Source organism: Streptomyces sp. TAA486 (assembly GCF_000426165.1).
In genome coordinates, this window is the sequence record NZ_KE384504.1 from 93,036 (window position 1) to 110,154 (window position 17,119).

Sequence of the window (17,119 nt, forward strand, 5' to 3'; positions counted from 1 at the left end):
ATCACCCGGCCGCACCGTGTTGCGACAATGTCCGGGTGAACATGGACATGGCGCCACGGCTCGGGGGGTGGCAGCAGACCTGGCGGGTGGTGGCTGCTGCGGCAGTGGGCCTACCGGTCTGGCTCTCCACCGGTGTGCTGCTGTCGCGGGAGCAGGGGACCGAAACGGACTCCTGGTTCCTCACCGGTGATCCGCTGGTGGCTTTGGGCTGCCTGACGGCGCTTCTGTGGCGGCGGCGGTTCCCGCTCACTGTGGCCATGACGGTCGCGATCGCCTCGACCGCGTCGGCACTCGCCACCGGCGCTGCGTTTCTGGCGCTGGTCTCGATCTCCGCTCGCCGCCGTCCGGTGGAGATCGGTGTCGTCGGCCTGGCTTTCGTGACCGCATCACAGTTCGCCGTCGGGTTCTACCCGGTCGAGAGCCCGCCCGGCTCGTTGTGGTTCCAGCTCGCGTTGCCGGCACTGAGCGCGGGCATCGCGGTGGCCGTGGGCATTGCCACCGGGGCGCGGCGCGTCGAAGTACGGTCCCTGCGAGACCGGGCGGAGAGCGCGGAACGGGAACAGATCGCACGAGCGGCGCAGGCGCGGGCCCTGGAACGGAACCGGATCGCCCGCGAGATGCACGACGTGCTCGCACACCGGATCTCCCTGGTCGCCATGCAAGCCGGAGTGCTGGACCACCGCGGCGACCTCACAGCTGAGGAGAACCGCGTACTGCTCCGCGGCATCGCCGACGGCTCCCACCAAGCGCTGGAAGAACTGCGGGACGTCCTCGGTGTGCTCCGGGCCGACCCCGGGCGCCCGGAACCGCCGCAGCCCTCCCTCGACCGGATCCCCCAACTGATTGCCGACGCCCGCACATCCGGACTGGACGTCACGCTCGCCACCACCATGACGGGAAAACCATCCGACATCGCCGGACTGACCTGCTACCGGATCGTCCAGGAAGGACTGACCAACGCCGCGAAACACGCCCCAGGAGCACACGTACACATCGCCCTCGAAGGAAGAGCGGGCGACGAACTGCACATCAGCGTCCGCAATTCCCCAGCCACCGCAAGAACCACTCAACCGCCGGCGTCAGGATTCGGCCTGCTCGGCCTCGCCGAACGAATTACCGTCGCCGGCGGAAAACTCAACCACCACCCCACACCCGACAGCGGATACCTCCTCACCGCGCAACTACCCTGGCCGAACCACAGCCACGAAAAGAGCGTTTGAGTGGACAGCGAGCGGGAGCCCGTGCGTGTCGTCATCGTCGACGACGATGAGCTGGTGCGGATGGCGCTGCGACTCGTCATCAACGGCGAACCGGACCTGACCATCGTCGCGGAGGCGGCCGACGGGGACGCCGCGATCACTGTGGTGGACGAGCAGCGACCGGACGTCGTACTGATGGACGTGCGGATGCCCGGCCGTGACGGTCTCAGCACGACCCGGGAACTCCTCACCCGGGCGGCGCCGCCGCGGGTGCTCATGCTGACCACATTCGACTCCGACGATCTGGTGCTCGGCGCACTGCGCGCCGGAGCACTCGGGTTCGTCCTGAAGGACACCCCGCCGTCGCGGATTGCCGACGCGGTGCGGACAGTCGCGGAGGGGAACCCCGTGCTGTCCCCAGCGGCCACGGCACGAGTGATCGCCGCGGCCACCGGGCCACAGTCCTCTGCGGCTCGCAACTCGTCCCGCGAAGCCGCGCGGAAACGGCTGTCCCTACTGACCGAACGAGAACTCGATACCGCTCGGGCCATCGCGGACGGGCTCGGGAACCCGGAGATTGCCGAGCGGCTGCACATCAGCGTCGCAACCGTCAAGGCGCACACAGGCAACCTGCTCGCCAAGCTGGCGGCCGAGAACCGGGTGCAGATCGCACTCGTGGTGCGCGACGCGGAGGAATGACCAGCCTGGCACGCAGGGTGCCCACGCTGCCCCGAGGGGGCCCGTCGCGGAGCCGTCCTGGACAGCCCCGTTCACTGGGCTGAGCACGCGTCAGTTCAGCCTGCGCCCTCATCTGATACCGGCGACTCACCAGCGCTTCGCAACGCCCGGTCCCTACTGTGCCTTTGCCAGGACGGTCACCGATCCCCGCCGACCGCCCGCCCGCCCCGCTCACGCGAGTTCGTAGAAGCTCTCGCCGTCGAGGTAGCGGACGGTGCCCGCGTCGCGCAGCACCGTCTCCTGGACCTCGTGGCGCAGGTTGACGATGAGCGGATAGGTCAGGTCGTTGACGGTGCGCCGGATCGGCGAGCCGGGGGCGACGAGGGGGCGCACGTCGTAGAGGCTTTCCAGCTGCTCCAGCCGATCCAGGTGCCGGTAGCGCCGCAGCGTGCCCTCCACCGGCGAGATCATGGCGACGGAGGCGAAGTGCTGCTGGACGCGGTACTCCCTCCCGCACTCGGCGTGGAAGCGGTCGGGGTCGGTGTAGGCCAGGGCCGTCCAGCCGAGCTGGGACTCGCCGAGGGCCAGCTCGGCGTAGTGGGGGATCTCGCCGCCGGCGATGCGCGCGCCCATCTCGATCAGCCGCGGACCCTCCGGCGTCAGTTTGACCTCCAGATGCCCGGGGCCGTGCCGGATTCCCAGGGCGTCGAGCACCGACTCGGCGTACTCGCCCAGCACTTGGCCCTCCTGCGAGGAACGCGCCACGGAGCGGATCGAGTCGCACAGGTCGAGAACGCCGTTGGCCGACAGTCGCGTCGTGCGCCAGATGTCGCACACGCGGTGTCTGCCGTCGCGGCTGACGGTGTCGACGATGTACTCGGCACCGCGCAGATACTCCTGGGCGACGACGCCCTCGTTGCGCCCTCCGTAGATGTGCTCGGCGCCGAGCAGTGCGCGGTACGCCTCGGCGGACTGCTCGGGGGAGTCGCAGAAGAACACTCCGTCGCCACCACCGCTGCTGAGCGGTTTGACCACCACGCGGCGGCCGAGCCTTGCGTGCCAGCGGCGGAGCGACTCCTCGTCGGTGACGAGCAGTTGGGCGGCACCGGCGACTCCGGCCGCCTTGACCGTCTCGATCATCGTGTACTTGTCGCGGCGGGCCGCGCTGCGTTCGGTGCCGTTCGAGGGCAGGCCCATCCGCTCGCTGAGCCGGTCCGCGAACTCCACGCCGTGTTCTCCGCCGGGCACGACGGCGACGGGCCGGTAGGCGGCCAGCGCTCGTACGGTCTCCTCCAGGTCGCCGTGGTGCACGATGTTGTCCGCGTAGTAGTCCAGGTTCAGCGCACTGCGGAACGCTTCCGGGACCTCCGGGCCGCTCTGGACGCGCACGGACGCGTAGCCGGCCTTCGCGAACTCGGGGATGAGCCGCCGCGTCGGGTGGTAGGTGTCGACGATCGCGACGTATCCCCGTTCGGGAGCGCCTCCCCCGCCCTCCGGGCCGGGGCGTTCCGATGCCACGGGCCCGGCCACATCGTGTTCGGGCTCCGCGTTCCCGGCCCGTGGCGGCCGGTCGGGCTGCTGGGACTGGACGGGCTCGGACATCACGGCTCTCCCTTGACTCTCCAGGGCCGGCCCGCTGTCGCGCGGGCCAGCCGGTCTCACTTGCCAGGACGGACGGGCCGTCACCTGGACGCACGGTGCTCGGCCTTCGACAACTGCCAAAGGGATCAACGCAGTTGTGCCGAGGGAAGTGTCACCCTCCGGTGCCGGGCGGCGTCGTCATCCGGCCGGTTCGGGTGCCGGGCCCGTGCGGCGCCCATGGTCCGCACGACCGTCGCCGTCCGTACGGCCGTCGTCGTCGGCAGGGTTCTCCGTGCGGGCCTCGCCGTCCGCGTTGCCCTCGTCCTCCGGCTCCGCGCCGCGGGCCTGGTGGGCGACACCCGAACGGACGCCCCAGTGGTAGACGGCGAGGCCCAGCACGGCGGCGACGACCGAGTCCCACGGGGCGGTGAGCAGCTCGTTGCCGCCGAAGCTGCCGGCCCAGGAGACCAGGTAGAGCGAGGCCAGATAGCCCAGCAGCCACATGCCCAGGGCCAGTTCACGCCCGAGGCCGGCGCGCAGGCGATGCCGTACGACGAAGATCAGCACGCCCGTGGCGGCCATCGGCAGGGCGATGCGCAGATGGTCCCAGCCGGCCCAGTGGATCAGCCCAGTGGAGACCACGAAGCTCGCCGGCGCTATCCAGCGCAGCCCCGGCAGGGTCCAGGTGGCCCGTTCCCCGTCGCTCGCCCGGAACGTGCCTGCCGCGACCGCGCACGCGGAGTAGCTCAGCAAGGAGAGCACACCGACGACGGTGATCAGGTCCTGCCAGCCGCGGAAGGGCACGAGGAAGAGCACGCTGACGGCGAAGTTGCCCAGCATCGCGCGCCGGGGCACACCCGAGGGCCGGTGGACGACGGCCACCGAGCGCGGCAGCACACCGTTGCGTGCCGCGGCGTAGGTCTCCCGCGCCCCGGATGCGACGAAGACGGAGACGGCGCCCGCCGGGGAGATCACGGCGTCGGCGTAGATCACTGTGGCCAGCCACCCCAGGTCCAGGGCGAGTGCGAGCTGTCCGTACGGGGAGGAGAGGTTGATGCCCTGCCACCCGTCGACGAGGCTCCCCTCCGGGACGGCGAGCAGGAAGACCAGTTGCAGCAGCGTGTAGAGCGCGACGACGAGCGTGATCGACATGATGACCGCGCGGGGCAGGTCCCGGCGCGGATCGCGGGCCTCGCCGGAGAGTTCGACGGCCGCGCCGAACCCGTTCATGGAGTAGATGATGCCCGCGGTGGCGACGACGCTGAGCATCGCCGGCCAGCCGTAGGGCGCCCAGCCGCCGCCCGCCTCGATGTTGCCGGTGTGGAAGCCGGACATGAACAGCGCCACGATGGTGAGCAGCGGTACGGCCGTCTTGACCACCGTCACCAGAAGGTTGACCTTCGCGAAGAGCGCGACGCCGAACCAGTTGAGCAGTACCAGCACCCCGAGCAGCGCGGCGGTCACCAGGGTGCCCTGCGCCGTCAGGGCGCCGTCGGTGTACATCCCGGGCAGATAGCGCTCGGCGTACTGGACGATCGCGGAGGACTCCGCGGCGAGCGCGCTGGTGACGGCCAGCATCACGCCCCAGCTGATGACCGCTCCCACGACGGGCCCGCCCGCCTGCATGGGCCAGCGCACCATTCCGCCTGCCTGTGGCCGGGTGGCGCCGAGCTGCGCCAGGACCATGCCGACGAGGATCAGGGCGCCGCCGGCGAGCGGCCAGGAGAACAGCGCCGCGGGGCCCGCGCCCTGGGCCGCGTAGTAGGCGCCGAACAGCCAGCCGGAACCGATCATGCCGCCGAAGGCGACGCCGGTGAGGCTCCAGAAGCCCAGTTCCCGGCGGAGCCCGGATTCCCCCGTCGGACTGGGTATGCCAGCGGGCGGGCGGTGGTCCAAGGGTGGTGCGGACATGGGTCTCCCCCTATGTGTGATGGCAGGGCGAACGGACGGCCTGGCGCCGGGGGAGTGTGACTTCCGCTCGGCGGGCGGCCGTTCAGGGAATCCGGGGGTCCGGAGGGTTCACGGACCCCGGTGGTACGGACGTGCTCAGGAGGTGGGGACGGGCCGGCCGGGGCTCGTGCGCCGGCGGGTCATCCCACGTCGCTGCGCTCCTCCCCCGCGCCGTCGGGAGCCGCGGCATGCTCCGGGGACTCTTCGGCTGCGGTCTCCCCGGCCGGTGACGGCGACGGCACGTCGCGCACCTTCGGAGAGAGGACGAGGAACGCGGCGAGCAGACCGAGCGCCGCCGCACCGCAGACGAACGGCAGCGAGACGCCCGTCTGGTACAGCGCCGTCGCGGCGAGCGGACCGAGGACGAGGGTGAAGCCGTTCGTCGCGGAGATCAGCCCCGCCACACCGCCCTGTTCGTCGGCACCGACCCGCAGGCTCAGCACGGAGTTGTAGCCCGGGATGGCCAGACTGTGGCCCAGGCCGGAGAGCACGGTCGCCGCGAAGAAGACCGGCAGGCTGTCGGCGAAGACCATGACCACGAAGGCCATTCCGGTCAGCGGCACTCCCACGCGCAGCAGCCGCAGGGGCCGCCACTCGAGGAACGGGATGACGACACCCTGCACCAGCAGCATGGGGAGCCCGCCGGCGAGCAGCACGTACCCGGACCACTCGGCGGTCTCCCCGGTCGTCAGCCCGAGCCGGTCCTGGAGCAGGAAGCCCAGGCTCATCTGCAGCATGCTCACGGAGAGATAGACGCCGACGCCCGCCAGCAGGAAGGGCCACACCCGCTCGTCCCGCCAGCTCAGCCGCGGCGCCTTCTTCTTCGGGCCCTCGGAGCGCGCGTCCTTCGGCAGTCCCGCCCATACGGCGAAGGCGGGCAGCAGGATCAGACCCGGCGCGAGGTAGAGAGCGGCGACCAGCCCGAACTCGGCCAGTACGCCGCCCAGTCCGGGCCCGAGGACCAGCGCGAGGCCGATGGCCGCACCCACGCGCGCCATGCCCTTCACACGGGCCTGCTCGTCCGGGGTGACGTCGGCGACGTAGGACTGCGCCGCCACCGGCAGGGCTGCCAGCGCGCCGCCGAAGACGATGCCGCGGGTCGCCAGCAGCAGGGCGAAGGTGAGGGCGGCGCTGATCGCGCCGAGCAGCCCGAAGTGCGCGGACACGGCGAACGCGAGCAGGCCCGCGGCGGCGCCGAACAGCGAGACCACGAGCAGCGGTTTGCGCCCGTGCGTGTCGCTGCGTCGGCCCCACCAGGGGCTGACGAGCGCGACCATGGCGGCGGAGGCGCTCATCACGATGCCGAACTGGAACTCGCTGAGGGAGAGTTCACGTGCCAGCGGCGGAAGTACGGGCGTGAGGATCTGCTGGCCCGTGTAGCCCCCGAAGACCGCCAGGTAGAGCAGCAGGAAGCTGCGCCGGGGCGGGCTGCTCGAGCCGGCCGGCGTGGCGTGTGGCGCCGCAGTGGTCATGTTCGTCCCATCGATTCCGGTTCGGCCGACGTCTCGTGGTTCGGGGGTGCCCTCCCCCTCCGGTCCGACGTCGGGCGGGTTCTTCGCTCTCCGGCGTCCTCGCCGGCTCCCGTGCACGTGGTCGTACCGTGCCCGGCCGGTCCGTGTCAGGTCGCCGCGCGACAGGGCTGTTCGGCCCGCGGCGTACCCGAATCCGGGCCGCTGGTCAGTCTTGTCCGGTGCCGGCCTGCTCGGCTGCCGATTTCCGGTCATCCTCCGCACGTCTCTCCTCACCGTCCGGCTGCCGGCCGTCGCTCTTCATCGGTCGCCTCCTCGGTCGCCTGTCGTCGCCCAACTGCCCTGCTCTGTCTGTCAGTTCTCAGGCCGGGCGCAGCTCCAGGGGTTCCAGTGCCGTGGTGAGCTGCTGGGCGAGGCGGATGAGTGAACCGTCGTCTCCCGGGCGGCCGACGAGCTGCACGGCCAGGGGCGCGCCGTGCTCCGGGTCCCGGCCGACGGGCATGGTGACCGCGGGCAGACCGGCGAAGCTGGCGACGGGTGTGAAGCCCACCTCGCGCTCGAAGGCGGGGTCGCCGGCGTCGGGGATCGTGGAGGCCGCCGCCACGGCGCCGCGGGGCCGCGGCACGCCCGGGTCGAGCGGCATCAGCCACACGTCCACGGACTGGGCGGCGAACAACTCCACAACGCCCGCCCTCAGTTGGGCCATGCTGCCGCGGATCTCAGCGAGCCGCTCGTCGGTCACCTTGGCGCCCGTCTCCAGCGCCCGCCAGGTCGACGGCATCAGTTCGTCGACGAGCCGGTCACGCCAGACCTGGTGGCCGTCCCATGCCTCACGGGCGCACAACTCCCATGCCGCCGCACGGCAGTTCCACAGGTCTCCCAGGGCGCGCGACGCGACGCGGTGTCCGCGCGAGGTGAGCGCCGTGCTCACCGTGTCGAGTGCCCGGGCGATCTCCGGGTCGACGACGCCCGGCCGGTACAGCTCTTCCGGCACCCCCACCCGCAGGCTCGGTGCCGAGAGCCGGGGAGCATCGCCGAGGCCCAAGTGCCGCCAGGCGAAGGCGAGATCGTCGGCCGTGCGGGCGACCCAGCCCGGCGCGTCCATGCACGGGCTGAGCGGGAAGATGCCCGCGAGCTTCGCCGGGTCGTGGGTCGTACGCAGGCCGACGACGCCGCAGCGCCCCGCCGGCCAGCGCACGGAGCCGAGGACATCGGTGCCCAGCGCGACGTCGCAGACGTTCGCCGCGACGGCCACCGCCGAGCCGGTGCTGGATCCGGCCGGATCGAATTGCGGGAAGTAGGGGTTGCCGCAGCCCGAGCCCACGCCGATGTTCAACTCCGTGGTGACGACCTTCGCGTTGACCTCGGCGCGGCGGAGCCCGGCCACCACCGTCGCCGACTCCCGCGGGTGGTGCCGGTAGTGGCGCAGCCCGAGCCGCGTGGCGAAGCCGCGCACGTCGACGGTGTCCTTGACGCCGACCCGCAGGGTGCCGCCGCCCCTGCCGCTCACGTCCGCGTCGCCTCGGTCCTCTCCGCCACCGCCGGGTCCGTCCACCGACTCCCCGGTGGTGACACGCAGTTGGGCACAGGCCCGGTACCGCTGGTCCGCGACGGGCTCCCAGGAGGCAGCCGCGCCGTAGAGCTCGGCCGCGGACAACTCGCCCTTGCGCAGCAGCGCGTCCCGTTCCGCGAGCGGCAGGGCCAGCACGCGGGGCACGGACGGCGCGTCCGCGTCGCCCGTCGCGCCGGGCTGTCTGCGGCCGACGAAGTCCGCCACTGCACTTTCAGGCGTTCGCATCGCTGCTCCTGCTTCTCGGCGCCGATGATGTTCGGCTCTGTGGACCGGGCTGTGTGGGCTGGGCTGTGTGGACTGGACTCTGGGGGCGGCCTCCGTTGTGGCCGGTGTTTTCCGTTCCGCCGGGACCCCGCGTACGCCGCCGCGGAGAGCCGGCCGGCTGTTGGGGCACGAACGGGTGCGCGCGTGCCCGAACAGCCGTCGTTTTCAGTCGAGTTCGTAGAAGCCCTCGCCGTCGAGGTAGCGGAGGGTGCCGAAGTCGCGCGTGACGACCTCCTCGACCTCGTGCCGGAGGTTGACAATCATCGGGTAGGTGAGGTCGTCGACCGTCGGCTCGATGGCGGAGCCGGGGCTGACGAGGGTCCGGATCTCGTGCAGGCTCTCCAGCTTCTCCAGCGTCTCCAGGTGCGGGTAGCGGCGCAGCGTGCCCCGCACCGAGGAGATCATCGCGACGGACGCGAAGTGGTGCCGGATGCGGTACTCCTCGTGCTGCCGCGCGTCGAAGCGTTCCGGGTTGACGTAGGCGTCGACGGTCCAGTCGATCTGGGACTCGCCGATGCCCATGCGGGCGTAGTGCGGGATGTCACCGCCGGCGATGCGCGCGCCGACCTCGACGAGCCGCGGCCCGTCCGGCGTCAGCTTCACCTCAAGGTGAGCGGGCCCGTTGCGGATGCCGAGGGCGTCCAGGACCCGCCGTGCGTACGCGGCGAGGGTGCGTCCTTCGTCGCTGCCGGAAGCGATGAGGTGGACGGCGTCGCACAGGTCGAGCACGCCGTTCGCCGTCAGCCGCGTCGTCTTCCACATGTCGCACACGTGGTGCCGTCCCTCGCGGCTGACGGTGTTGACGACGAACTCGCCGCCGACGAGGTACTCCTGGGCGACGATGCCCTCGTTGCTCTGCGAGAAGACGTTGCTGGCCGACTTCAGCCCGCGGTAGGCGTCGACGGACTCCTGCGGCGTGTCGCAGAAGTGGATGCCGTCGCCCGCGGTGCTGCGGACCGGCTTGACCACCACGCGGCCGCCCAGCTTCTCGTGCCAGCGCCGCAGTTCGTCCTCACCCGTGATGCGGAGCTGCTCGGCTCCGGGCACACCGGCCGCCTTGATCGTCTCGATCATCGTGTACTTGTCGCGGCGTGCGGAGCTGAGTGCGGTGCCGTTGGTGGCCAGACCCATCTCCTCGCTGAGCAGGTCGGTGAACTCGACGCCGAACTCGCCGCCGGGCACGACGGCGACGGGCCCGTAGTCCGCGAGCGCCTTGACCGTCTCGTCGAGGTCGCCCTGGTGGACGATGTTCCCGGCGTAGTCGTCGAGGCTGAACGAGGAGCCGTAGACTGCCGGCACCTCGGGGGTGCTCTGCACGCGCACGCACCCGTATCCGGCCTTCACGAACTCCGGGGCGAGCCGCCTGGTGAAGCTGTAGGCGTCGACGATGGCCACATAGCCCTTTTCCGGCATGGCTTCTCTCTCCTGTCTGGGCGCGGCAGCCGCCGCTGTGCTGTGCCGGTGGATCACCGGCCTCGGGTGCTCTGCGGGGGGATGATTCGGGGGACGTGGACGTGACGGACGTCAAGCGCCGTGCTGCGCACCGCCGTTGACCTGGACGACCTGTCCGGTGACGTGGCCCGCGCCGGGCGAGGAGAGCCAGTGCACGGTGTCGGCGATGTCCGCGGGCGTGCCGGCGCGGCCGTTGTCGGTCTGTGCGACGAGCATCTTGCGCCGCTCGTCCGACATCAGGTCGCCGAAGAACTCGGTGTCCTCGATGTAGCCGGGCGCCACCACGTTCACGGTGGCTCCGTGCCCGCCCAACTGCCCCGCCAGGTCGTAGGCGTAGGGGTGCAGGGCCGCCTTGGACGCGGCGTACGAACCGGAGCCCGAGCCCCGGTATGCGGCGATGGAGCTGATCAGCACGACCCGGCGGGCCGGCTGCTGCAGGAGGTCCCTGAGCGCCTCGGTGAGAAGAACGCAGGTGAGCACGTTGCAGTTGAAGTTGCCCGTCCAGTGCCGTGCGACCCCGGCCAGTCCGCCGGGAGCGTCGTCGGGCGCGCCGATCTCCACATTGCCGCCGGCGTTGTTGACCAGCACGTCGACGCGTCCGTAGAGCCGGTCGACCTCGGCACGCACGCGTTCGGCCTCCGCCGGGTCGGAGAGGTCGGCGGCGAAGGTCCGGATCTCGCCGCTCACGCCGTCCTCGGCTGCGAGCGCCTCGGCCGCGCCGCCGAGCATCCTGGCCCGGCGTCCGACGAGCAGCACCCTGTCGCCGTCCGCGGCGAACCTGCGGGCCACGGCACGTCCGATGCCCGTCCCTCCACCGCTGACGATCACCACTCGTGACATCTCGTCCCCTTTCCTGCTGTGTGCCGCCCGGTCCGGTCGGCCGGACCGGGCGTGTTCCGCCGTGTCGTGTGTTCGTTCCGGTCCCGTCCGGAACCGATTGTCGTCGTGGCGTTCACGGGGATCCGGCCGCGACGAGGTCCTCGTCCCGCACCGGCTCCGCGGTCACCCGGAACGCCTCGGCCGTGGCGGCGAGGGCCTTCTCGACCTCACCGCTGTCGCGGCCGCGGAAGCGGAACCGGCCGCCGACGTGCTCGTAGTAGGCGTCGGCCGCGGGCAGCACCTCCCCGACGCTCAGCAGGGACTCGCTGTACGGTCCGGGCTCCCGGCCGGTCATGGGCGTCACCTCGGTGATGCGGCACGGCTTCTCCGCCGGTGCGGGGATCAGCAGCCAGCCGCCGCGCTCCGGACCGTGGCCGTCGCCTGCGCCGGGTCCGCCGGGGGCCGCGGGCAGGGCCGGCGGCGCGGGTTCGCCGAGCTGGATGCGGAAGGCGGCCTCCATCAGGTCGTAGCCGTGCAACTCCCGCCAGATGAAGGGGATCTCCGCACCGCCGACGCGCGCGCCCACCTCCAGGAACTCGCACCGCAGCCGCGCCCGGTCCACGAACACCTCCAGGTGGAACGGCGTGGGCCGGTCGGTGAGCGCCGCGAGGAACCGCCGCGTGTACGTACCGATGACGGCCAGCAGTTCCGCGTCGTCCTCCTCCACGGACCCGAGGAACAGCCCTTCGCGGAAGCCGAGGCAGGAGTTCACGTAGCGGGAGGCACGCCAGGTGGACAGTTCCTCGCCCGTGAAGACACCGTCCACGTGGTAGATCGGATGCGGGTTGCACACCTGCACCAGCGACGGCTCCGACCAGGATGTGGCCGCGAGCTGGTCCGGCCCGTCCAGCACGGTGACCCCGGCGCTGGAACTGCCCGTGCGCGGCTTGAGCACCACCGGCCAGCCGTGGCGTTCCGCGAAGCCGGCGACGGCCTCCGGTCGGGGCGCGGGCGCACACGCCGGCACCGGCAGCCCGGCGTCGGCGATCGCGGAGGCCATCAGGTACTTGTCGCGGAACCGCAGCAGGTCCCCGGGGAGTTGGCCGGGACATCCCAGGTCGGCCCGCAGCTGCGCCGCCACCAGCAGGTCGTCCTCCTTCAGGGCGACGATCCCGGCCGGCCGCCCGTGCCTGCCGGCCAGAGCGTGCACGGCCGCACGAACCTCCTCGAGGTCGTCGGTGCGCCGTACGGGGGCCACCTCCCTGGCGGCCGGCGGTACGGAGCCGAGTGCGATGCCACTGGCGACGTAGGTGACGGCGTGGGTGTCGTGGTCGAGGTAGCGCTCGTACTGTGCGTAGTGCTCCCGCCAGCGGGTGATCACCACGATGTGGGGCCTGTCGTCCGGTGCGCTCGGGGCTGTCACGTGCTTCTCTCTCCGTCGGCTGCCGGGCGTTGCCGGCAAGGCTGTCTGGGCGGTCGGTGTACGCGGGTCCGTGCGTTCGGCGGTCACAGCAGCCGGGCGGCGAACGCCACCAGTTCATCGGCCTGTTCGGCGTTGAGACGCGGATCGCAGGCGGAGGTGTAGCGGGTCAGGGCGTCGGCACGTTCGAGGTCGTCGCGTTCGCCCACGCACTCGGTCACGGGCTCGGGCGTCGTCTCCAGGTGCAGGCCGCCCGGGTACGCGCCGTACTCGCGCAGTGCGGCGAAGAAGCCGCGCACCTCCTCGCGGACGTCGGTCAGTACGCGGCTCTTGCGCCCCGACACGTGCGGCAGTGTGTTCCCGTGCATCGGGTCGCACAGCCACACCACGCGGCCCGCGAAGGGAGCCGCCGCCTCGATCAGCCGGGGAAGCCGCTCCGCGACGGCTCCGCGCCCCATGCGGCTGATCAGCGTCAGCCGGCCGGGCGGGCCGTACCGGTCGAACCGCTTGCACAGTGCGCGCACGTCCGCCGGGTCGGCCGACGGGCCTAGCTTCACGCCCACCGGGTTGTTCACCTGCTCCGCGAAGTGCACGTGTGCACCGTCCAGTTGGCGGGTGCGCTCACCTATCCACAGCATGTGTGCGGACGAGCCGTAGGAGCCGCCGACGACCCCGTCCGGACGCACCAACGACTCCTCGAAGTCCAGCAGCAGCGCCTCGTGGCTGGTGAAGACCGCCTCGCGCTGCTGCGCGCTGCGGGCCCGCTCCGTCTCGCCGGTCCGCTCCGGACCGTGCGGTGCCGGGCCGCGAGTTCCTTCGGGCGCTCGGGGTGTTCCGAGCGTCCCGTGTACCGCGGAGGCGTGGTCATAGGCGCGCACAAGCCGGGCGGGGTCGGGCCGTCGCGCCTCGGGCAGCGGTTCCGGCGAGTTGACCGCGTCACCGCGGTAGACGGGCAGTACGTGCTCACCGACCGTCTCCGTCGGGTTCGACCTCGGCTTGGCGTACTGCCCGGCGAGCCTGCCGATCAGGACGCTCTCCAGCCCGGACAGCTCGCGCACGAGGGCGCCGAGCCGCCGGAGCTGCTGCGCCTTCGCCCGCACCTCGCCGGGCGCGGAGGAGGCGAACCGCTCGGCGCAGTCGCCGCCCTGTACGACGAACTCCTCTCCACGGGCCGCCGCCGCCAGCCGGTGGCGCAGCTCGTGGCAGTCGCCCGCGCTCACCAGAGCGGGCCTGGTCGCCAACTCCTTCACGGCCAGGACGAGTTCCTCCTCGTCCTCCCATTGCGGCTGCTGCGCGGCGGCAAGCCGGGTTCCGAGTGTCACGCTGGGCACCGGGTGTACTCCTGATCCTCGTCGTTCGCGCCGTGTCGCTCCCCGGCGCGGGAGTAGTGGGCCTCGATGCGGCCGGCCATGGCGGCGACCTCGCCGGCGAGCGGCCGGTCGCGCGTCAACGGGGGCCAGTCGCGGGCGAGTTCGGCCCACAGCGAGTCCCCGCCATCGCCGTCCCCGCCCCTCGCGTCGCCGTGTCCACCGGCGCCTGTGCCGCCCCGGGTCAGGTGGGCGAGCCGGGTGACGGCGAGGAACAGGGAGGAGACGATCCACCACGCCCGTTCCGTCATCTCAGCCACCGCATTGGCGCTGTTGAGGGCGAGCGGTACGTGGTCCTGGTTGCCGAGATTCGTCGGCACCGGCGTGAAGGACGCCGGATAGCCGCGCTGCCGCAGGGCGCCCAGATGGGCGGTCGCCGCGATCTGGACGCCGGCGAACCCACTGTCCCTGCCGGGCCGTTCCGCCAGCAGCGGCGGTTGCCCGCCGTTGTGCTGCGGGTCGAGCACGAGCGCGAGCTGCCGCTCGGCGAGGTAGGCGAGCTGGTGCACGCACAGGGCGTGCTGCTCGCTGGCCAGGCCCACCGGCGCGGCGTGGAAGTTGCCGCCGTGCAGCACGTCGTCGTCGACGAGCACCGGATTGTCGGTGCAGCCCTCCGCCTCGGCGGCCAGTATCCGTCCCTGCGCGGCGAGTTGGTCGAGCACGGCGCCGACGACCTGGGGCGCGCAGCGCAGCGAGTACGGCTCCTGGAGCCTGCGCGGCGCGGTGCCGGCACCCTCCTGCCCGGCACTGCCGGCGGCCGTGCGGTGCATCTCCTCGCGCACCAGCGCGGCGGCGACCCGCTGCCCGTGGTGTCCCCGCACCGCCGAGAGGGCGTCCGCATACGCCTCCGTGTTGCAGCCCAGCAGCGCCGCGGCGCGCCCGGTGGCCGAGGCGAGGGCACGCGCCAGGGCGGCCAGCCGCACGTGGTTGTGCAGGGCCCGCGCCAGTGAGGCACCCGAACCGTTCGCGAAGGCCAGCGCGGAACGCGCGTCCCAGCGCACCGCGGGCAGGCCGTTGGCGGCAAGTGCCTCTGCCGCGGGCACACGCCGCTGCTCGCCGCCGAGTTCGAGCCACGCCTCGCCGCGTCCGGCCGCGGCCTGCGCGGCGTGGGCGAGCGGCACCAGGTCGCCGCTCGCGCTGAGGCTGCCCTCCTGCGGGACCACGGGCGTGAGCCCGTGGTCCCACTGCTCGGCGAGGGTCTGCCACACCTCTACGTCGACCGCCGAGTGCCCCTGGGTCATCCCGCGCAGCCGCAGCCAGACCATGGTGCGTACGACGTCGCGCGGCAGCGGTGCTCCCTGTCCGGCGGTGAGGTGGTCCAGCAGTCCGAGCCCCTGCTCGCGGGGGTCCTCGTCGGCTGCGTACTCGGCCAACGGGCCGAAGCCGCGGGTGAGTCCGTAGACCGGGCGGTCCTTTGCGATGCGGGCGAGCGCCGAGGCGGATGCCCGCATGCGCTGTTCCTCTTCGCGGGTGAGCACCAGCTTGCCGCCGGGCGCCGTGTGGACGAGCAACTCCCCGACCGGGCAGGGAAGTTCACGCGGCGCCTCGGTGAGTTCCGTCGTCATCCGTCACTCACCCGCCGTCGCTGCCGTGGCGGCGGGGGCCGTCAGCAGATGCGTGAGCGGCTTGCCCGTGGCGCTTCGGGGTATGCGGGCCACGCGTCGCAGCGACCGGGGCAGCGGGGTGCCGCCCAGGGCGCGTCGCAGCAGCGGCCACAGCGACGTCGCGTCGAGCCCTCCGGCCGGGTCGGCACAGACCAGCTCGTAGTGCTCCCCGCGTACGGCGTCGCGCACCGGCAGGCACACGGCGTCGAGGCCCGGCAGCGCCGCGGCGACGGTCTGCTCCACGCGGCCCAGGTCGCAGCGGAGCCCGTTCACCTTGATCAGCCGCGAGGTGCGGCCGACGAAGCTGAACTGCCGCTCCCCCGCGGGCCGTACGAGGTCGCCCATCTGCCATGAGGCGGGCGGCGCGTCCTCTCCGTCGCGCCGTGCCAGCCGGGGCGAGCTCACCGTGAGCCTGCGCTCAGTCGACTCTGCGGACGGCTCGGCGGGCAGTTCGGCGTGCACATCGGGCAGCAGCCGCCAGGGCTCCTCGTCCCCTGCGTCCGCGGCGACCTCCCGGGAGGCCACCGCGCCGGTCTCGGTCGAGCCGAACAGCTCGACGGCCCGGAAGGGGTGCCCGCGCAGCGCGCCGACCAGTTGCCGGGTGTGCGGCGTCGTCGGCCCGGCGCTGTGCAGGGCCACGGCGCGCGGCAGTTCGGCGATACGCGGCGCGAGGCTGCGCAGCGCCACCCAGCTCGCGGGCAGGCACACGAAGAGCGACGGCACGCCGGGGCGCCACGTCGGCGGCGTGACGGGGTCCTGCCACGCGGAATGCACCTCGATGCCCTTCAGGGCGGGCAGTTCGACGCCGAAAAGCCTTCCGAAGAGGTGTTCCGGCGGCGCCAGGGTCACCACCTGGCCCACCTCGCCGACGACCGTGGCGACGAGCAGCTCCACCTCCGCACGGAGCTGTTCGGGCGTCCGCCACCACCGCACGGGTTCGCCGGTGTGCCCCGAGGTGTCGAACGGGATCTCGGCATCGAGGACGGGCCTGTCCGTCACGCAGGCGTTCACGCGCGGTTTTCCAGTACGGCGCGGTCCTCCAGCTCGCCTTGCACGAACTCGGCGATGCGCCGGAGCGTCGCGAAGGAGTAGCGCACGTCGTGTGCGACGAAGTCGACCTCGATGCCGAAGGCGTTCTCCACCCGGGAGACGCACTCCAGCGCGGCGAGGCTGTCGTAGCGGTCGCCCAGCACCTCCGTCAGCGGCTGGTCCTCCCCCGCGGACCTCGGGCCGTCGCCGAGCAGTTCGCCGAGGACCTCGCGCACGCGCGAGAGCGTCTCGTCGTACGCCGGAATGGTGCAGTTGCTCATCGCAGTGCCTTTCCCTGAGCGGCGGCAAGGGCCTCTCCGGCCTGTCGCAGCGTTCCTTGGTGGGCGAGATGGACGCGGCCGGGATCGGTCTCCCGGAACTCGATGTAGAGGAAGGGGGTTTGCTCGTTCATCTCCAGCGCCGAAGCGATCTCGGCGGCCAGCTCCGTGCGGAAGTCCTCGTCGCGGTCCGGCCCCACGCACACGGTCACCGACGCGTGCTGCAGGCCTTCGTCGCCGTGCGGCAGGGCGTCGACGGGCATGCCGCCGCTGAAGACGGTGGACGGCGGCGTGACGGAGAAGCGGACCACCACGTGTCCGCCCGGTACGCCGCGTCCCGTGAACCAGCGCGTGAGGCGCAGCGCCACCGTGCGGCGGGCCGGGACCGCGAGGTCGGGGCCGCTGATCTCGATCGTGGGCATGGAGACCTTCCTGG

The 17,119-nt window shown here is 72.1% G+C and carries 14 protein-coding genes; 2 read left to right on the forward strand and 12 right to left on the reverse strand.

The features are described 5' to 3' along the window. Positions 1-41 precede the first annotated feature (41 nt). Both I004_RS0130120 and I004_RS0130125 read left to right on the forward strand, forming a co-directional pair. Positions 42-1,220 (forward strand): histidine kinase, encoded by a 1,179-nt coding sequence (locus I004_RS0130120; RefSeq protein WP_037978572.1) that lies wholly within the window; start codon positions 42-44, stop codon positions 1,218-1,220. Beyond that, complete coding sequence (locus I004_RS0130125) at positions 1,221-1,898, forward strand: response regulator transcription factor (RefSeq protein ID WP_028438514.1); 678 nt, start codon at positions 1,221-1,223, stop codon at positions 1,896-1,898. 210 nt (positions 1,899-2,108) lie between these two features. On the opposite strand, the gene I004_RS0130130 is transcribed toward I004_RS0130125, so the two are convergent. The 12 genes from I004_RS0130130 to I004_RS0130190 form a co-directional block, all read right to left on the reverse strand. Further along, positions 2,109-3,479: an ATP-grasp domain-containing protein gene (locus I004_RS0130130; protein WP_078511939.1), complete on the reverse strand. Its 1,371-nt coding sequence runs from the start codon at positions 3,477-3,479 to the stop codon at positions 2,109-2,111. Positions 3,480-3,656: 177 nt separating this feature from the next. Beyond that, on the reverse strand, positions 3,657-5,369 hold the full coding sequence (locus I004_RS37070) for an APC family permease (protein ID WP_078511940.1): 1,713 nt from the start codon (positions 5,367-5,369) through the stop codon (positions 3,657-3,659). A gap of 179 nt (positions 5,370-5,548) precedes the next feature. Further along, positions 5,549-6,880, reverse strand: a complete 1,332-nt coding sequence (locus I004_RS37075; RefSeq protein WP_051345607.1) for an MFS transporter — start codon at positions 6,878-6,880, stop codon at positions 5,549-5,551. A gap of 358 nt (positions 6,881-7,238) precedes the next feature. Then, positions 7,239-8,675, reverse strand: coding sequence for an amidase (locus tag I004_RS37080; RefSeq protein ID WP_078511942.1), 1,437 nt, complete (start codon positions 8,673-8,675; stop codon positions 7,239-7,241). Positions 8,676-8,879: 204 nt separating this feature from the next. After that, positions 8,880-10,127, reverse strand: a complete 1,248-nt coding sequence (locus I004_RS0130155) for an ATP-grasp domain-containing protein (RefSeq protein ID WP_028438516.1) — start codon at positions 10,125-10,127, stop codon at positions 8,880-8,882. A gap of 111 nt (positions 10,128-10,238) precedes the next feature. Beyond that, complete coding sequence (locus I004_RS0130160; RefSeq protein ID WP_028438517.1) at positions 10,239-11,006, reverse strand: SDR family oxidoreductase; 768 nt, start codon at positions 11,004-11,006, stop codon at positions 10,239-10,241. A 112-nt stretch (positions 11,007-11,118) separates the two neighbouring features. Continuing rightward, positions 11,119-12,408, reverse strand: coding sequence for a biotin carboxylase (locus tag I004_RS0130165; protein ID WP_028438518.1), 1,290 nt, complete (start codon positions 12,406-12,408; stop codon positions 11,119-11,121). 83 nt (positions 12,409-12,491) lie between these two features. Beyond that, entirely contained in the window at positions 12,492-13,736 is a 1,245-nt protein-coding gene (locus I004_RS0130170) for a 3-deoxy-7-phosphoheptulonate synthase (protein WP_028438519.1), read from the reverse strand. Beyond that, positions 13,724-15,337 (reverse strand): aromatic amino acid ammonia-lyase, encoded by a 1,614-nt coding sequence (locus I004_RS37085; RefSeq protein WP_051345609.1) that lies wholly within the window; start codon positions 15,335-15,337, stop codon positions 13,724-13,726. The genes I004_RS0130170 and I004_RS37085 overlap by 13 nt, the downstream gene beginning before the upstream one ends. Positions 15,338-15,340: 3 nt before the next feature. Continuing rightward, positions 15,341-16,375, reverse strand: coding sequence for a hypothetical protein (locus I004_RS0130180; protein WP_028438520.1), 1,035 nt, complete (start codon positions 16,373-16,375; stop codon positions 15,341-15,343). 8 nt (positions 16,376-16,383) lie between these two features. Further along, positions 16,384-16,686: a phosphopantetheine-binding protein gene (locus tag I004_RS0130185; RefSeq protein WP_028438521.1), complete on the reverse strand. Its 303-nt coding sequence runs from the start codon at positions 16,684-16,686 to the stop codon at positions 16,384-16,386. Next, entirely contained in the window at positions 16,683-17,105 is a 423-nt protein-coding gene (locus I004_RS0130190; RefSeq protein WP_028438522.1) for a hypothetical protein, read from the reverse strand. The genes I004_RS0130185 and I004_RS0130190 overlap by 4 nt, the downstream gene beginning before the upstream one ends. Positions 17,106-17,119 lie beyond the last annotated feature (14 nt).